Source organism: Streptomyces aureocirculatus (assembly GCF_000720475.1).
In the GTDB taxonomy this organism is placed as follows: domain Bacteria; phylum Actinomycetota; class Actinomycetes; order Streptomycetales; family Streptomycetaceae; genus Streptomyces; species Streptomyces aureocirculatus.
Map to the genome: position 1 here is coordinate 57,505 of NZ_JOAP01000012.1, position 16,086 is coordinate 73,590.

15 protein-coding genes and 1 pseudogene are annotated in these 16,086 nt (G+C 67.8%); 10 read left to right on the top strand and 6 right to left on the bottom strand.

Annotated elements, in window-relative coordinates; translation table 11 throughout:
• Positions 1-309 precede the first annotated feature (309 nt).
• From IG78_RS0113520 to IG78_RS0113535, 4 genes and pseudogenes are all read left to right on the top strand, one after another.
• Positions 310-696, top strand: coding sequence for a CPCC family cysteine-rich protein (locus IG78_RS0113520; RefSeq protein ID WP_030562651.1), 387 nt, complete (start codon positions 310-312; stop codon positions 694-696).
• A complete protein-coding gene (locus IG78_RS0113525; protein WP_030562653.1) occupies positions 693-1,424 on the top strand; it encodes a HEAT repeat domain-containing protein in 732 nt (243 codons plus the stop codon). Before IG78_RS0113520 ends, IG78_RS0113525 begins: the two co-directional genes overlap by 4 nt.
• Positions 1,425-1,518: 94 nt before the next feature.
• Positions 1,519-1,915, top strand: a pseudogene (locus IG78_RS44020) (DUF6000 family protein).
• Between the two features lie 141 nt (positions 1,916-2,056).
• Complete coding sequence (locus tag IG78_RS0113535; protein ID WP_078965127.1) at positions 2,057-4,381, top strand: RNA-binding domain-containing protein; 2,325 nt, start codon at positions 2,057-2,059, stop codon at positions 4,379-4,381.
• An 84-nt stretch (positions 4,382-4,465) separates the two neighbouring features.
• On the opposite strand, the gene IG78_RS0113540 is transcribed toward IG78_RS0113535, so the two are convergent.
• Together IG78_RS0113540 and IG78_RS0113545 are read right to left on the bottom strand one after the other, a co-directional pair.
• Positions 4,466-4,996, bottom strand: a complete 531-nt coding sequence (locus tag IG78_RS0113540; RefSeq protein ID WP_030562657.1) for an NUDIX domain-containing protein — start codon at positions 4,994-4,996, stop codon at positions 4,466-4,468.
• A gap of 1 nt (position 4,997) precedes the next feature.
• Positions 4,998-6,353 (bottom strand): NsdA family TPR-like regulatory protein, encoded by a 1,356-nt coding sequence (locus IG78_RS0113545; RefSeq protein ID WP_030562659.1) that lies wholly within the window; start codon positions 6,351-6,353, stop codon positions 4,998-5,000.
• 205 nt (positions 6,354-6,558) lie between these two features.
• Here IG78_RS0113545 and IG78_RS0113550 point away from each other — a divergent pair, with 205 nt between their 5' ends.
• From IG78_RS0113550 to IG78_RS0113570, 5 genes are all read left to right on the top strand, one after another.
• The gene (locus tag IG78_RS0113550; protein WP_030562661.1) at positions 6,559-7,326 is read left to right on the top strand and encodes a hypothetical protein; all 768 of its coding nucleotides are present in this window, start codon (positions 6,559-6,561) and stop codon (positions 7,324-7,326) included.
• 80 nt (positions 7,327-7,406) lie between these two features.
• Positions 7,407-8,318, top strand: coding sequence for a phosphotransferase family protein (locus tag IG78_RS0113555; protein ID WP_030562663.1), 912 nt, complete (start codon positions 7,407-7,409; stop codon positions 8,316-8,318).
• A gap of 1 nt (position 8,319) precedes the next feature.
• Positions 8,320-9,012 (top strand): class I SAM-dependent methyltransferase, encoded by a 693-nt coding sequence (locus IG78_RS0113560; RefSeq protein WP_030562665.1) that lies wholly within the window; start codon positions 8,320-8,322, stop codon positions 9,010-9,012.
• Positions 9,013-9,045: 33 nt separating this feature from the next.
• The gene (locus tag IG78_RS0113565; RefSeq protein WP_030562667.1) at positions 9,046-9,591 is read left to right on the top strand and encodes an HAD domain-containing protein; all 546 of its coding nucleotides are present in this window, start codon (positions 9,046-9,048) and stop codon (positions 9,589-9,591) included.
• Positions 9,592-9,773: 182 nt separating this feature from the next.
• A complete protein-coding gene (locus IG78_RS0113570) occupies positions 9,774-10,790 on the top strand; it encodes an abortive infection family protein (RefSeq protein WP_157855788.1) in 1,017 nt (338 codons plus the stop codon).
• A gap of 142 nt (positions 10,791-10,932) precedes the next feature.
• On the opposite strand, the gene IG78_RS0113575 is transcribed toward IG78_RS0113570, so the two are convergent.
• From IG78_RS0113575 to IG78_RS0113590, 4 genes are all read right to left on the bottom strand, one after another.
• Positions 10,933-12,627 (bottom strand): relaxase/mobilization nuclease domain-containing protein, encoded by a 1,695-nt coding sequence (locus IG78_RS0113575; RefSeq protein WP_030562672.1) that lies wholly within the window; start codon positions 12,625-12,627, stop codon positions 10,933-10,935.
• Positions 12,617-13,192 (bottom strand): MobC domain-containing protein, encoded by a 576-nt coding sequence (locus IG78_RS0113580; protein WP_030562674.1) that lies wholly within the window; start codon positions 13,190-13,192, stop codon positions 12,617-12,619. The genes IG78_RS0113575 and IG78_RS0113580 overlap by 11 nt, the downstream gene beginning before the upstream one ends.
• 315 nt (positions 13,193-13,507) lie before the next feature.
• On the bottom strand, positions 13,508-14,812 hold the full coding sequence (locus IG78_RS0113585) for a DUF3631 domain-containing protein (protein ID WP_225882080.1): 1,305 nt from the start codon (positions 14,810-14,812) through the stop codon (positions 13,508-13,510).
• Between the two features lie 445 nt (positions 14,813-15,257).
• Positions 15,258-15,452: a helix-turn-helix transcriptional regulator gene (locus tag IG78_RS0113590; protein ID WP_030562679.1), complete on the bottom strand. Its 195-nt coding sequence runs from the start codon at positions 15,450-15,452 to the stop codon at positions 15,258-15,260.
• A gap of 121 nt (positions 15,453-15,573) precedes the next feature.
• On the opposite strand from IG78_RS0113590, the gene IG78_RS0113595 reads away from it, so the two are divergent.
• The gene (locus tag IG78_RS0113595; RefSeq protein WP_030562681.1) at positions 15,574-16,074 is read left to right on the top strand and encodes a helix-turn-helix transcriptional regulator; all 501 of its coding nucleotides are present in this window, start codon (positions 15,574-15,576) and stop codon (positions 16,072-16,074) included.
• Positions 16,075-16,086 lie beyond the last annotated feature (12 nt).

Genomic DNA, 16,086 nt, shown 5'->3' on the forward strand with positions numbered 1-16,086 from the left:
CCAATCCCAGCACGGGAAAAAACCAAGGGCCCGACCCCGAAGAGTCGGACCCTCTCTGACCTGCATGTCTGCCAGATCAGCGCCGCGGTGTCACGTCAGCCGCTACACATTGAAGCGGAACGTCTGAAGCCGGATCCCGACCTGCGGCGGAGCCCCGCCCAGGGCCCTGACCTGGGCTTTCCTGGTTGGCACGCGTTGGCTCCCGAGGGCCATTTACGGGTGTCCTGCGGACTGGCTGCGGACTGGCCGGAGGCTCCGAGGCTGCGAAATCCCTGGCACACCGGCGGGGCCTGCAAGGAGACTGCGCAGGTGAGTGACTCCTACCCCTGTCCCTGCTGCGGGCACCGCGTACTGGACGCAATGCCCGGCTCGTACGAGATCTGCCCCGTCTGCTTCTGGGAGGACGACGGGGTCCAGTTCCGCTGGCCGACCATGGACGGCGGCGCGAACAAGATCTCCTTGATCGAGGCCCAGCGGAACTACCAGAACTTCGGCGCCTGCGACGAACACGGCCTCCGGTACGTCCGCCTGCCGGCCGAGGACGAGCCGCTCGACCCCGCATGGCGGCCCATCGACCTGACGCGCGACTCCTTGGAGGACTGGGAATCCCAGGACCGCGCCCCGTGGCCAGACGACCGCTCGGTGCTCTGCTGGTGGCTCCCCACCTTCTGGCGCCGGGACTGCTCCGCGTCATGACCTCCCACATCGAGACACTCGTCCAGCAGCTCGACGGAAAGGCCGATAAGTCCTACGACGCCCGCGCGGAGCTGATCTGGATCGGCGCCGACGCCATACCCGCCGTCATCGACGGCCTTCCTTCCCTCGGCGGCTTCGGCCAGCTGACCGCGATCGAGGTCTTCGAGGAGGTGGGCGATCCCCGTTGCGGCCCCGCTCTCATCGGCCTGCTGGACAGCGACAACCCGACCGTCCGCGAATGGGCGGCCATGGCTCTGGCGAGCCTGGAGATCGACGGCGCCATCGAGCCCCTGCACCGCGCCTACCGCGCCTGCCTGGAACGGGCGACCCCGCCGGACTGGACCGAGCCATGCGGCATCCGCTGGGCCTTGACGGAGCTCGGCGCCCGCAACCCTGTAGTCCCACCGCTCACAGCGGGCATACGCGCCACCGCGGCGGACAACGCCCCTGGCTGGCCCTCGACCCACTTCACCGAGATCATCAACGACCTGGCCGACCACGCCCAGGTGATCCTCTACTCCCAGTTCTGGCGAGTGGACGCCGGCCGCACGTACGGCGTCTCCGACACCGGCTTGGACTGGGAACTCGACTGGACCGCGCCCTGGCAGCACCTGGTCGAAGAGTCCCGCACCTGGTCCCTGCTGGAAGCCTCCGAAGCCCCCGTCGGCGACAACATCTTCGTCGCCCCCACCTGGATCGACCGTACCGACCTGCACCCGGAGAGGTGACCGATGCCGTCCCAGCACCCCGAGGAAGTCGGCTACGGCCACGTGGTCGAGAGCTACGTGACGAGGCTATCTCGTACTGAATGGCGGGCGGTTCCTGGGCCCCCGGTGGTGGCACACCACACGGTTTACCCGGCACCTGTTCAATGACGCCGCCGCGATCACTGACGAGGAACTGGAAGCCCTCCTCAGGTACGAGCTGGCTGATCGGCGTCGACCGCCGCGACCGGTTCCGGGCACGCATCGGTGACCTGCTCCTGGCCACCGAGGTCTGCTACTCCGGCGGCGCCTACTGCTTCGCCCTGGGCGCCCTCCTCCGCCTCGACGCCCTCCTCGGTACCCACCACGCCGACCGCTTCACGGAGCCCGACGGCCTCTGGGATCACTCGGTCAAAGGCGTGGGACGCCCCGGCTACCCCAGCCACGCCCCCGCCGACCTTCGCCGCTGGACGGACCTCCACTACGACTTCGCCAACGGCTCGCCCCAACTCTGATCACCCCTCAACGCCTGTGGCTACGAAGAGGGTTCGCTACCACCAGGTGGTTCCCAGTAAGGGCCCCCTCGCGCAAGCGGTGCCGATACGATGCTGACCCTGCTGACGTCCGGCCGCCGGCCAGAGAGCGAGTAGCCAGGAATGAACCTCGCCACAATCGAGCGAATGGTTCGAGACGGAGATCTGAGTCTCGACGCGCTCAAATACCTCATTGACTGCCGCGGCGAGTGCGAATGGCTAGATTTCAAGCAGCTCCTCCGGCTTGAGAGCGACTACGATGCCGCCGCTTTCGCCAAAGACGTGATCGCCATGAAAAATACAGGGGGTGGCTATCTCGTTATTGGCGTCCAGGACAAAACCTGGGTGCCAGTCGGCCTCAATTCCGAACTCCCGTACGATGCGAAACTTCTCCGCGATAAGATCCGCCGGGCCACCGGACTAGAAATTTCGGTAGATATCGTCCAGCATCAGCTCCGCTACACGGGAGAACCACGATGGTTTGCCGTGATCTTCGTGAGGGCGGCGGCAAAGAGGAGAAAGCGGCGCACACCTTCCCTCGTAAAACACGACTTTCAACCGAAAGAGTCATACGGTCTTCGTCGCGGGGATATCTACTTCCGTCGCGGCGATTCTACCGTGCGACTGGATAGCGCAGAGGAACTCGAGGAACTTCTTGACGATCTAGAAGAACGAGCGGACCAGGATAGCCTCGAGCGTGAACAATCGAAGACTCCATTCGCCGTAGACACGGGGACCTACCGCCTCCTGGAGAAAGACTTCCAGTATTTTGTCGGACGCGAACAACTGCGGGAGCAGCTGATCTCGGCCGTCACGAAGGACCCCAGAATTTGGATCATCAACGTCCACGGCCCTGGCGGTGTCGGAAAATCCGCTCTTGCGACCTGGGCCGCCTATCATTTCTACGATCAAAGGGATTTTGAAGCGATCCTGCAGCTCACGGCGAAGGAGACCGTGCTGACATCTGGAGGTATCTCCCGCTCTCAAACCAGGACACTATACTCCCTCGAAGGGCTTCTCGACCAGATTCTATTGCTTTTCGGCGAGGAACCACCAGCTGCCCTTGACGAAAAGAAGCACACCGTCCTGGAATGGCTCTCAGTGTGGCCTACTCTTATCGTCCTAGACAATCTCGAGACTGTCGACGATGGGAGAATTATCTCCTTCATTCAGGACCTGCCTCCGACTTCGCAAGCCAAGGTCATCATCACGAGCCGCCGCAAGACAGGCGGGTGGGAGTATCCCGTCACCGTCCCAGAACTGAACCACGAGGAGACTCGCGACTTCGTGGCGGTGAAGTCTGGAGAACTCAGGATCGACCTCCCGATTACAGAACGCCGGATTAGCGAAATCAACAAGGCGTGCGGGGGTCTACCATTGGCGATCCAATGGGCCCTGGGTCGCTACAAATTGCGCGGCGATCTCAATGACGCCCTAGGCGCGGTGCAAGGCGAAGATTCCCCGGTCCTGGAATTCAGCTTCCGTAACATCTGGGACGTATTGTCTGCGGACGCAAAACTTGTACTAAGCGTCATGTCCATCTTTGACACGCCGCCAGGGGATCACCTACTCGCCCTCGCTGCCGAAATTCCCCGCGAACGGCTCGATTCAGCCCTGCATGAGCTGGAAGAGGCCACGCTGGTGAGCCGCCAAGTACATCCGGCCGATGGGCAGGCAACCTACAGCAGCCTGCCCATTACCCTCTCCTTCGCCGCAAACCAGCTAGCTCGCTTTAGCGGCTTGGAGACCGGCGCCCGACGTCGAGTCCAACAGTACACGCAACAAATGGAACTGAAGTCGTGGGAGGTAGAAAGGTTCGTTGGAGTATTCGAGCGTTACGGCATTCAAGCGGACAGCGAGAAGCGTGGGGTGATCCTCTGTCGACGAGGCGAGTCTGAAACGTTCTCTGGAAACATGGACGCAGCTGACGCGCTCTTCCAGCAGGCACGCGATGTCGCACCGACCAGCGCCTACGTATTCGCAATGAGCGCAAGCTACGAGCTCGCACGCAACAGGATCGGTCAAGCCATAAAGTTTGCCGATGTCGCATGTGCGCGCGCGAGCCGTCTCACTGGCGGGCTCGCGTACAGCACAAAGGCGAGGGTGTGTGATGCCCAGCGAGATAAGTTCGGGCGCGTTCACGCCTTGCGGCGCGCTGTGGAATTCTCACCAGCAGACCTCGTACTGCTTCACCAGCTTGGCGTTGCCCTGAGCCGCGCCGGGGAAACCAATGAAGCAATCGCAAAATTCACAGAGATCATCACCGTGGAATCTGCACGAGATGTCCCGAGCGAAACCCTACTCATGGCCCTCAAAACGCGGATCATCAATTATCGACGAGCGGGGCTCACTCAGAGAGCGCAGGAAGATCTGGCTCTCGCGAAAGATCTTCTGGCCCGCCACCCTCATCTCAGCCCTCAGGCGCACCACATTGCGGAGCTGGAGTAATCCCGGCCTCTCGTGAGCTCCATCATGCGCACTTCCTGTGTGCCGCTACGGCACAACGAAGGCTGAACCCTGGACGGACTGTGCTCACCCCCAGCCGTCCAGGGAGACTTCCACGTCATTGGTCAGGTAGTGGTGGAGGGCGCTGGCCGTGGTGTCAACGAAGGCTTCGGGGATGGCGTTGGCGTCGACCCAGCGGACCTGGGAGTGCTTGCGGGGTTCGCGGTTTTCGGGTTCGCCTGTCCAGTCGTGGGCGGCGAACACCACCGTGAGGAAGCCGTTGGGGGCTTCGACGCCCCAGGCGCCGTGGATGATGTGGGCGACCTTGAGGGACTCGGGCTTCACCGTGAGGCCGGTCTCCTCGTAGAGCTCACGGACCGCGGTTTCGGTGATGGGCTCGCCTGGCTCGCTCTTGCCGACGGGGAGGTCCCACATTCCCTGGGCGAACTTGGCGTTCTCGCTGCGCTGGAGGAGGACGACGCGGTTGGTAGCCGTGTCGTGGACGATGACGGCGGCGACCAGCAGGGTCATGGATTCGAGCGCAGGCTTGAGGGCCTTCGGCTGGTCGTCGGTCTGCTGGGCCACGGTGTTCCCTTCGTCGGGCGGGTTGTTGGGCATGTTAGGCGAGGGCCTCGCGGGCGCGGCGGGCGAGATCGGCGGCGCCGGGCACTTTGCGACGCTGGTAGACCGCGAGGGTGGAGCGGATCGAGGTGATCGCCTTGCGCGTGCGGTCGGAGGTCATGCCTTCCATGAGGACCAGGGCCTGAGTCCAGGCGGCGACGGCTTCGTCGGCGCGGGCCTGGGCGGCGAGGCTGTCGCCGAGGTCGGCGTGGGTGAGGGCGTGGACGCGCTTGTACTTCTCCGAGTCCCATCGGGTGAGGGCGTCTCGGTGCTGTTGCTCGGTGCCGATGTGGTCGGCGAGGTCGGTCAGGGTACGGGCGGTGTGGCTGGCCACGGTGCCGGCGGCAGGGCCGCTTACGCGTGAGTAGCTGGGCTGGGGACCGTCGTCTCGGAGGAGGGCGTCTTCGGCGGCGAGCAGGGCGCGTGCGGCCGACGGGTTCTCGTCGGTGGCGGCGTAGGCGCGGGCGTGGGTGATGTGGAGGAGCGCCTCGGTCTGGCCGTCGACGTGGCCGAGACCTGTGCGTAGGGCGCCTTCGACGAGGTCGACGCAGTGGTGGGGCTGTTTGAGGCTGAGGGCCTGGTGGGCGAGGGCGCGCATCATCCAGGCGGCGTGGCCGTGGGGGTCGGCTTCGCAGGCGAGCTTGTAGCCGACCTGGTAGTAGCGCTGGGCGGCGCCTTCCTGGCCGAGGTCGTGGTGCTTCCAGCCTGCGAGGTAGGCGAGTTCGGCGACGGCTCCGAAGGCGGCTCGGCGTAACGCTTCGCTGGGGAAGCGTCCGCGGAGGATCGGGGCGGCGGTGTCGGCAAGGTAGGCGGTGACCGTGGTCAGGCCGTGCCCGCCGCCGAGGCGCTCGTCGGCCGCGCTGAAGGCGGCCGTGATCTGCCGTACGACGTCCACGTCCTCCGCGCCGACCACTGACGTGCCGGTGCGGGCGCGGAGCATGCGGGCGGTGGCCTCGTGGTCGTATCCGAGCGGCATGGCGACGCCGGCGGTAGTGAAGGCAGCGATGGCGAGGAAGCGGCGGCGCTCGACGTCGGCCCGGCCCAGGTCGGTGACCGCGAGGACGGGGTCGGATTCCGCCGGCTCTTCGGCATCACCGGTCTGGAGGCCGATCTCGACCTGGGTGATGATGCGTCCGGCTCGGCGGGACAGTGCCTCGGCCAGGTACTGGCCTACCCGGCCTGACGGTGCTCGGGTGCCGTTCACCCAGTGCGAGATGGCCGACTTGTTGGTCTGGAGGATCTCGCCGTTCTCGGCGGCGATGCGCCGCACGTCTCTGGCGAGAGCCTCGTAGGTGCAGTCGACCGCCTCAATGACGTCACGCAGACGGGAGTTGGGTTCTCTCTGCGCCGCCACGATCGCCTCCACTCCGGAGCTGTAAACCGCGTATACCGCTTCAACTGCCTTCCACCGTACCCACTGAGCGTGACCACCGGTTCACTTATCAGCAGCCGCCCGGAACGGCGCGACCGTGATCCAGGCTCCCCCTTGGTCCGGGCGGCACCCCGAAGTTCCGTACGCCCACACCAGGCTCGGGCATGCCTGTGCCCGAACCTGGCCGATCAGAGACGGAGACACGGAGACCACCATCGACACCACGGCCATCACGGTCGAGCTGCCCGAGGCATTCGACCCGCGCTGGAGCCGCCTGCCCGGCATCCAGGTCGACGGCCGGCGCATCACGATCGACCCGGCCGAGTACTTCTTCCGCTTCGAGTCGAACACGTGGCTCGTCGCCGACTGGGAGCTGGTCAAGTCCCAGCTCCTGGACGTGGACGAGACGACCGAGAGCGCGGTCGAGCAGCTCGCGCTCGACTTCATCAAGCAGCACAGCGAGTCCATCTCCGACGCGGCCCGCGTCCTGGCCACCGCGTACGAGGTGTACGCGTACCTCTTCCGCGAGGAGCACCTGGCCAGCCTCGGCCTGCCGCAGATCACCGCCGCCCACCTAAGGATGCTCCGCGAGGCCGCCACGCTCATGGCGCTCAACAAGGTCGAGCTCGACGGGCACATCTCCAACGTCGGCCCGTGCTGGTTCTTCCCCGCCGCCACCTCCGTCGTCTTCGACCTGGACGACGAGATGGGCGGGATGCTCGACGAGGTCTACCACGGCGGCTGGTTCAACGAGCACCGCCGGATCGAGTCCATCAAGGCCCACGCCGCGCTCGGTGGCCGGCTCGTGCACGGCTGCCAGTCCGTGCCGGACCAGTCCGGCGGCGTGGTCGCGCCCTACGGTGCCTCGATGGCGAACTTCCGCGACGACCTCGCGGCCTTCAAGGCGGGCTGGATCGAGCAGGTCTACACCCACCGCGTGAACCCCGCCGCGTAACCCCACCCCGACCAGGCTCCGGGGCGGGCCGGCATCTCTCGCCCGCCCCGGACGCCACCACCCCTCCCCGGAGCCCTCACGTGACCACGAACCCCAGCGCGGAACTCCTCGACAACCTGCTCACCGCGACCGGCCGGACCATCGCCGTACGGGAGGAGGTACGCGTGTGGTCCATGTCCGGCGTCGAGCGCGTCACCTTCCCCGACGGCTCCACGGCCGTCTTCAAGTACGCCAAGAAGCCCTTCGACAGCGAGGACCAGGCCCTCCGCCTGGCCCACACCCTCGGCGTACCCGTCCCCCAGGTCCACGCCTCCGCCGTCCTGGACGGCTGGCTCGGCATGCTCATGGAGGACCTCGGACCGTCCGTACGCGAGGCCGACGACCTCGACGGCGTCGCCGCGGCCGTGATCCTGCACGGAACCCGTACGGCTCCGCCCTTGCCCGTCCTCGACCAGGACCGGCTGCGGACGCTCCCGGCCAGGGCGCTGGAACACCTCGAACGGCTGCGCAAGGCCGACCGGTGGCAGGACGCCGACGACGTCGAGGACGCGCTCGACCGGATCGCCCAGGCCGCCGAAGCCCGCTCCGCCGGAGCGACGCTGGAACCGTTCGGCTGGGTGCACTCCGAGTTCCACCCCACCAGCCTCCACATCGGCGAGCGCGGCTGGCGGCTGCTCGACTTCGCCCGCGCCTTCACCGGCCCCGGCCTGCTCGACCTCGCCAGCTGGCACGGCACCATCGAGCCCCCGCACCCCGTCCGCCTGCGCGTCTTCCTGGAGCAGTACGTCACCGCCGGCGGCACCCCCGACGCCCTCGCCCCGCGCGGCGGGCTCACCGCCGAGAACTGGGCCCTGGGCTGGCACCGCATGTGGGCCGTCGAGTGGTTCATGGAGCAGTCCATCCGCTGGATCAACGACCCGGCCACCGACCCCGCCTACATCAAGGCCGTCCGCCGCCACCTCACCGACGTCCTCCACCTCCTGGAGATCTGACGTGCTCGCCCAGGCATCCCCCTGGCACGCCCACGCGCTCCAGCGCACCGCCGCCGGACTCGCCGAACCCCTCTCCGTGCCTGCCCGGATGGAATGGACCACGAGACCCGGCCAAGGCCCCGGAGCAGAGATCCTCGGCCCCGACCTGCACGGCAAACGACTCCTGGAACTCGGCTGCGGCCCCGGCCACAACGCCGCCTACCTCGCCACCCGCCACGGCGCCCACGTCACCGGCGTCGACCTAGTCGGCCTCCAGGTCCGCCGCGCCCGCTCCCACTACGGACGGCTGAACAACCTCACCTTCGTCGCTGGCCACGCCCTGCACTACCTGCAAGCCTCCGACGAGCAGTTCGACGCGGTCTACTCCGTCTTCGGCGCCGTCGGTCTCGTCGCCCCCGAGCTCCTGTTGCCGGCCATCGCGCAGCGCCTCATGCCCGGACGAGTGCTCGCCTTCTCCGTCCCCCACCCGCAGCGTGGCGGCCGAAGCCCTTCGGGCGACGACCGGCCCCGCCGCGACTTCGTCACCCTCCCCGACCGCTCCCGGCTCCCCATCGCCCGCTGGGAATTCGACACCGACCGCTGGGCGAAGCGCCTCAGCCAGGCCGGCTTCTGGCTCACCTCAGCCAAGGAGTTCCACGACCCCCGCATGGGTCACTGGCCCACCACCCTGCTGATCCGCGCCCGCAAGCTCTGACCAGCCATTCGCCCCGGCTTCCCGGAGGAACCGATGCGCCCGCCCTACCTGCTCCTCGACATCGATGGCGTCCTCATACCCTTCCCCAACGCGGACGGCTCGACCCCGGCCACACACGCCCGCCACGACGTCGTCTCCACCGGCCGGAGCGCCGACAACCCGGTCACCGTCTGGCTCGACCCTGCCCACGGCCCCATGCTCATGGATGTGATCCGTGCTGGCCTGGTCACCCCCGTCTGGTGCACCAGCTGGCGGCAGGACGCCACCACCCTCATCGGGCCCCTCCTGGGCCTCCCGACGCTGCCGTACGTCGATCTCCCGCGTCCGCAGATCACCACCAGCCACCCCAACGGCTACCTCTGGAAGCGCGACCACGTCGACGACTGGCTCGGCGACGCCCCCACCGTCTGGATCGACGACGACTTCACCGGCCTCGACCATGAATGGGCGGCGGAGCGCACTGCGAAGGGAACGTCGACCCTCCTCATTCAGCCCGACCCACACCACGGGCTGCAGCCCGAGCACCTGACCAGGCTCACGACGTGGGTCTCGCAGTTACCCACAGCCCGCGCTGCCTGACGCCCTGATGCCCTCGCTGCCACGAGCAACGAGGGCATCAGGCTGCGCCCGGGGCGCAGCCTGCCTGGGCGCCGTTCAGTCTCTGAACGAGGTGGCGGCGTGCCAGGGGCTCCTGGAAACAGATCTGAGCGGAGTTCCGTGTGCAAGGAGTTCAGTGGGCTAGCCCGGAGACAATGACGGGCATGAACACGCATGTACTGCAAGCGGAGATCCTCAAGCCTAAGGCCCTGGATCCAACCGCGTGGGCTGCGATCCGGGACTGTTTCGATCGACTCCAAGGGGCGGTCCGTGCCAACGACAGGCCCCTGGCCATCGGTTCGGCGAAGGATCTAGTCGAAGCGACAGCTCGCGTCGTACTTGACTCGCGAGGACAGCCCGCAGGCAGCAACGAGGAGTACGACAAGGTTCTCAACCTTGCTCATCGTGCGATCGAGTACCAGCCTGGACCGGGCTTGTCTCCCGATGCTGCCGTTCGCCAAGCGGCGAATAGCGCGAAGAAGCTTGCCGCCCAACTCCGAGAACTGCGGAACTCTTACGGCACAGGGCATGGCCGCTCGACGCTGCCGCTCATTGAGGATGAGGTCATCGAGACCTGCGTCGACGGGGCTCTGCTGTGGACACGCTGGGCCCTGCGCCGCTTGCAGTTCCTCATCATCGGGTCCGTGCAGCAACTCGTCACCGACCTACACAGCAGCACCTTCAGCACGGGAGACCTCGCTACCCGCCTTCAGGCGGCGGATCTTCCACGTCTGCCGTTCGAAGACCAACGACGCTTGGGGGTGGCGGTTGGCCAACGTTCGGCGAGGAACACGTTCACGGTCAGGGAAGACGGGGTCGAAGCCTGCGCGACCAGTCAAGACGATGCCGCATGGCCTGCCGGATACCGCGAAGGAGTGGCCGAAGGTCTCTTCCTGGACGTTGCGGGCCAGATCCGAGTCGACATGCCCCCGCTCAGCCCCCGGCTAGCAGCACAGACACTCGTTCCTCACCCGAGGCAGGTCGAGGTTCTGCGGGACCTGGGGGCCAAACTCCAGAGTGCTGCATGGACTACGGAATTCAGAGCGCTCTGGCGTCAAGTAGTGACGGAAATGCATGCTGCTGACGCCTTCTTCCAGCAGGAAGACGCCAAAAAGGAATGGCTGAACATCGCGGAACGCATCAAAGCGACTGGGGAGCGGTACGAGACAGCTGGCGTTTAGAGTGCCCGGACAGCCCGGACAGCTCCACGTGGAGCTGTCCGGGCTGTTCTTGCTGGTCAGGGCTACAGCCAGACCGTCGGACAGCTGGGACACCCTGGCTACGGCAGAAGATGCGCGTCCGCAGAAGGGCATCTGACCGGGGTCAGCGGTGCCGACTGCGCTCTTCGGGCCTCGCGGCTGGTGTGGCCGAAGGGTGTGGCGTGGTGGACATGGACGGCGTTCCGCTGATGGTGCTTCGGCTGCGAGCTGCTTGCGTCCGCCGGTTCGGTTGAGCGGTGATGCGCCAGTTGAGGACCTCGGCGGGGTGCTCGGCGCTGTCGAGTTCCCGCTGGGCGCCCACCTCGGTCAGGAGACGTCGGGGGTTGTGGTCGGCGGTCTCGGCTTGGGCGAGGGTGGTGGTCAGGGCGGTCCAAGTGGGGTCGGCGAGGATCCGGTCGGCGTGGTTGGGGAGAGCCGCGCGAACGTCCTGTTCGAAGCGGCGGGCGGTTGCGGCTCGTGGTGCGCGGCGGGTCAAGTCCGCCAGGACGGGTGTGGCGGCCTGTTGGTAGCCCGCCTGGAGGTGGCGGAAGGCTTGTTCGGCTGCTGCCGCCTGCTGTTCGTGGCCGCGTTGCTCGTGCCACTTGGCGGCGGCGCGGGCCAGGTGCACGGTGGCGAAGAGCAGGGCGATGGTGAGTCCGCCGGGCTCGTTGGAGGCGTAGGCGAGTTCCTTGGCGGCCTTGCTCAGGGCGGTGGCGGCCTGGTGGTCGGCGCGGGTGGCACAGCGGCGGGCGCGGTTGAACGCCATTGCCGCTGCCTGCAGTTCCGCCCGGTGGGGGCCGGTCGTGGCGCTGGCGATGTTGTACAGGGCGTCGCCGAAGGCGGCCAGGTGGCCTTGGGCGGCGGCATCGTCATCGGAGCCGAGGGCGGTGTGTGCCGCGTGTACGGCGGTGGTGGTGTGCCGCCATGGGTCGGCGGGGTCCGCCGCATACCGGGGTTGGTCGGCTTCCTCCTGGTCGGGGAGGCGTTCGCGTAGGCGGTTGACGGAGAGGTCGGGGGCGAGTTTGGAGCCGCCGTACCAGACGGGTTCGCCGGCCGCGTTGGTGTCGCCGGGGGCGGCCAGGCTGTAGCCGATCACGTCGCCGGTCTCGGGGCCGAGGCGGGCTTTGACCTTGATGCCGAGTGACTGCAGCACGGTGAAGTAGTCGGCTTCATTGTGTACGGCGGCGGCGACCGCGTACGCCTGCTCGCGCAGCCAGTGCCGTGCCGTGACCGTCTGGCCCTGGCGTTCGGCCTTGGCGCGTTCGGCGCCGGTGGGGGAGCGGGGCGCGGTGAGGTCGCCGGACTTCAGGCGGCGCAGGCCGAACTCGGCTTCGATCTTGCGGCATTCGGCTTGGGCCCGTTGTCCGTCGTGGTGGGTGCGCGGGCGGCGGCCGTCGGCGCGGACGGTGATGGCCATGATGTGGATGTGGTCGTCGGCGTGGCGCACCGCGATCCACCGGCATGCCTTCTCGTCGCCTTCGGGGGCGATGCCTGTGGAGTGAACGATGCGGCGGGCGACCTCGGCCCACTCGGCGTCGGTGAGGTAGCGGTCGCCGGGCGCGGTGCGGACCGGGCAGTGCCAGACGTGCTGAGGAGGCTTCTTGCCGCCCAGCTCGCGGGTGCGCAGGTCGACGTGGTGGTCGAGGCGCTTGGCGAGCTGGGTGTAGGTGGCTGCCGGGTCGCGGCCGGGGTCGGGGGCGCCGGCCATGTCCCAGGCGGCGACGATGTGAGCGTCGGTGTGTTCGTCGCGGCGGCCAGGGCCGAAGAGGTAGACGATCAGTCCGCGGGTGTCGGAGCCGGTGGAGACGTCAGGAACCATGCGCGGTGCCTTCCGCCAGGAGCTGGTCGATCAGTCGGTAGCTGCTCTCGGCCGATTGCTCGACGCGGTCCAGCACCGCCTCGGCGCGCTCGGGCACCGTTCCGCGGTGGATGGCTGCGGTGATCTGGTTGAGGTTGCCGCCGATGCGGTTCAGCGCCACCGTGTGTGCCTCGACGGCCTCGATCAGCGGACGGACCGGGTCGTCCTCCGGGCTGCCGACCAGCCCCGCCTTGCCGAGGGCAACGGCGAGGGCGGCGTCCCCGACGAATCCGGCGAACTTCTGACCGCGCTGGTGAGCGGCGGCGCTGATCACGCTCACCGCGGTTCGCGTGAAGCGGATGGTCTTCTCCTGGTCGCGCTTCTCCACGGTGCGCTTGCGGTTCATCAGCGCGGGCAGGACGGGGGCATCGAGATCTCGCCAGGAGGGCTGCTCGACGGGCGAGTGGACATCGGTCGACGGCTGAGTGCGAGGGGCGATGGAGTCGGCTGCGGGCGGGCAGCTGGTCTCGGCTATACCCTCCTCCGGCTCGGGCGCCCCCCGGCGCTCGGCCTTCTCCTCCGCCACCCCTGGGGCGGGGGCAAGCGCGGACGAAGCCTCGTTAGAGGCTCGTTCGCTCCAGCTTGCTGCTGATCGGCGGGTCAGGCCGAAGAAGCCCTTGCGGCGGCGGGTGGGGGAGTCATCGGTGCTCGTGTCGGGCATGGTGCTGCTCCGGTGGTCGTGTGGGGTGGGGCTTCGTCACGTCCGTTGCATCCGTCCCGTAGCTGGTCAGGGCAGGTACGGAGGTGGTCGCAGGTACGGAGTGATCCGTATTGGCAAGGAACTCCGTCCCCGCGCTGACCTGCGCGGGGACGGATGCGACGGATTGATACGGAGCTGGTGTCAGCGCGTGGGCCTGGGGCTGGCAGGCCCCCCGGGCGGACCGATGGGCAACGTCCCGGACGGAGAGGTCGGCGGCTTGACCTGGGACCGACGTGCGAGCGCGGCCTCGTTGGCTGCGGGGGCCGGTTGGGCGGGTTCGGGGCAGTAGCGGGCCCAGGCGTCGAGGAACTGGTTGCGGGCGTACGCCTTGGCCTGCCTGCCGTTCTCGAAGCGGTGGTTGGCCGGGCTGATGCCGAAGTCCCGCAGCAGGTTGGCCAGGTGGTAGGCGTTCAGGCCCTTGGTGCCGTACTCGGCCCACGGCGCCTCGGCGTCCTGGAGGAGGGCGGCGAGCAGGTCGTGGCTGCGCAGCGCCTCCGTGTCGCCGTGTTGCTCGAAGGCGCGGCGGATGTCCCGGAGCAGCCGGGTCTTCAGCGTCGTCTGTTCGTCCTGGACCAGTTCGGTGCGGGTCATCGACAGGCAGGCGGCACGGGCCTGGGCGGGCCAGTGGCCGCCGGCCAGGTCGGCGACGATCACCAGGGGCTCCCAGGTGTCCGCGGCCCGGTCTTCGACCGGCATCGGTGGCGCCAGGCGGTGCGCTGTCCCGCGCAGTGGGGTCAGCCATGCGGCCAGCCGGTCGCGCAGTGCGTTCAGTTCCGGGACGGAGTGCCGGGAGCGGAAGGGGGCGACCTTCTCCCCGGGCTTGCGCTTCTGCATGCGGAGCACGACGGCGCGGTCCATGATCGTGTCCGGTAGGTCGCCGATGCCGGCCAGTGCGGCCATGGCGAAGGTGGGGAACGCGGTGGGCTTGTGTTCCGGGCCGGATATCCGCCAGGCGGGGCGGTTGCGCTGGTGTCCGGCGTTCAGCAGACCCCGGAGGTCCTCCTTGTCGCCAGCCTTCGGGCCGAAGATGGTGTCGGCCTCGTCCACCAGCAGCGTCGGCGGGTCCTCGCCGATGATCCGGAAGACCACCGCCGGTGAGGTGTTCACGGTCATCATCGGCCGGGACACGGTCTCGTGGAGCACGTCCAGGACGCGGGACTTGCCGCACCCCTTGGTCGGTCCCACCACCGCCAGCCGTGGGGCGTGCTGGAGGGCGGGCTGGATGTGGGAGGCCGCCACCCACAACGTGACCGCCGTCAGAGCCTCGTCGCTCGGCAGCACCACGTACCGGCCGATCGCCGCGCGCAGGTCGTCCAGCAGCGCGGCTCCCTCGTCGGCCGTCTCGCCGCCCGTACTAGCGCGGTCCCCGGTCCCCGATCCGCCGTCGGGGACCACGGTCCCCGCAGATTCGTGGGGACCGTGGCCCTCACCATCGGCTCGGAGCATGGCGTGCTCGCCCGAAATTCGGGGATCAGGCTCGGGGACCGGCGGACCGAAAGTCTCCACCCGGTCCCCGGCTTCCGCTCCGGCGGGACCGGTCCCCAAGACGCTGACCTGCGCATGCTCCGTGCTGAGGGAATTTCGGCCCCCGACCGGAACACCCGTCGAAGCAGGGGACCGTGACTCCGTTCGGTCCCCGCCTCGGTCCCCGTTGCGCCAGGGGATGCCCTGGCCGGGGACCGCGGGGGTGGGCCAGACAACCTCGGACGCCTTCGAGGTGGCGGGGGACGTAGAGTCCTCCATTGACGTTCCTCTCAGGTGAGGGACGGGACGGGCAAGGTCCCGCCTCTCACCGGTTCGTTCGTTCAGGGATGGGCGACGTGCAGGGGAATCTCCGGCCCTCGGCGTTGGCGCGCCGAGGGCCGTTGCTGTGTCTGGGCCTGTCGGCGGCTCACGAGGCCAGGCCCCATTCCTCCTGGCCCTGGATCAGGATGTGCTCGTAGCGCAGCAGCTCGGCCTCGGGGTAGAGCACCCGCTTGCCGACATTGATGCCGCGCGGCCCCTTTCCGATGTGGCGCCAGTAGCGGACGGTGCTCTCGGCCGTGCGGTAGCGCTCGGCGACCTCGGCAGTGGTCAGGTATCGCATGCATTCCCATTCGGCTAGGTGGCGATTCGATCTGCATAGAGTTGTACCTCGGGATCGATGGTTAACCAAATCGGGAAGCCTATGTTTCAATTGGGATAGCGACGGTGACGATGGAGGCTCGATGGCAGGCGATAGACCCGAGGGCGGCGAGGTGCCGCTGCTCTACAGCGAAGGGAACGTGGCCGCACGCGTCGCCCTGGAACGCGAGGTCAGAGGGTGGAGCACGACCGAGCTGGCCGAGCGGGTGACCAGAGCCGGCGTCAAGATGAACCAGACAGCGGTCTGGCGCATCGAGAACGCCACCCCCCGCCGGCGCATCAACCTCGACGAGGCCCTCGCCTTCTCCCGCGTCTTCGAGCTCCCTCTCGAAGAACTGATGTCACCGCCCCTGGAAGGGCTCGACATCGCCAGCCGGCGGCTCGTCCAAGAAGCCGTCGAGGCGTTCTACGAGACCCGCGACGCACGAGACCGCCTCCATCACGCCGTGGTCGCCATCGCCGACCACATCAAGGCCCACCCCGACAGCTCGCGGGCCATCCACGAGCAGTGCCTCCGCCTCATGGGCGACGAGCGGGACGCTCGCACCCTCAGCAGCGACATCGAGGACGGCGGCCACTACTGACAACCGACACGA

Excerpts from the sequence above, each read along its gene's own strand:
- IG78_RS0113540 (WP_030562657.1), bottom strand. The coding sequence starts at position 4,996 with ATGCCCAACAACCCGCCCGACGAAGGGAACACCGTGGCCCAGCAGACC.
- IG78_RS0113590 (WP_030562679.1), bottom strand. The coding sequence starts at position 15,452 with ATGCGATACCTGACCACTGCCGAGGTCGCCGAGCGCTACCGCACGGCC.
- IG78_RS0113585 (WP_225882080.1), bottom strand. The coding sequence starts at position 14,812 with ATGCTCCGAGCCGATGGTGAGGGCCACGGTCCCCACGAATCTGCGGGG.
- IG78_RS0113570 (WP_157855788.1), top strand. The coding sequence starts at position 9,774 with ATGAACACGCATGTACTGCAAGCGGAGATCCTCAAGCCTAAGGCCCTG.
- IG78_RS0113595 (WP_030562681.1), top strand. The coding sequence starts at position 15,574 with ATGGCAGGCGATAGACCCGAGGGCGGCGAGGTGCCGCTGCTCTACAGC.
- IG78_RS0113575 (WP_030562672.1), bottom strand. The coding sequence starts at position 12,627 with ATGGTTCCTGACGTCTCCACCGGCTCCGACACCCGCGGACTGATCGTC.
- IG78_RS0113525 (WP_030562653.1), top strand. The coding sequence starts at position 693 with ATGACCTCCCACATCGAGACACTCGTCCAGCAGCTCGACGGAAAGGCC.
- IG78_RS0113565 (WP_030562667.1), top strand. The coding sequence starts at position 9,046 with ATGCGCCCGCCCTACCTGCTCCTCGACATCGATGGCGTCCTCATACCC.
- IG78_RS0113535 (WP_078965127.1), top strand. The coding sequence starts at position 2,057 with ATGAACCTCGCCACAATCGAGCGAATGGTTCGAGACGGAGATCTGAGT.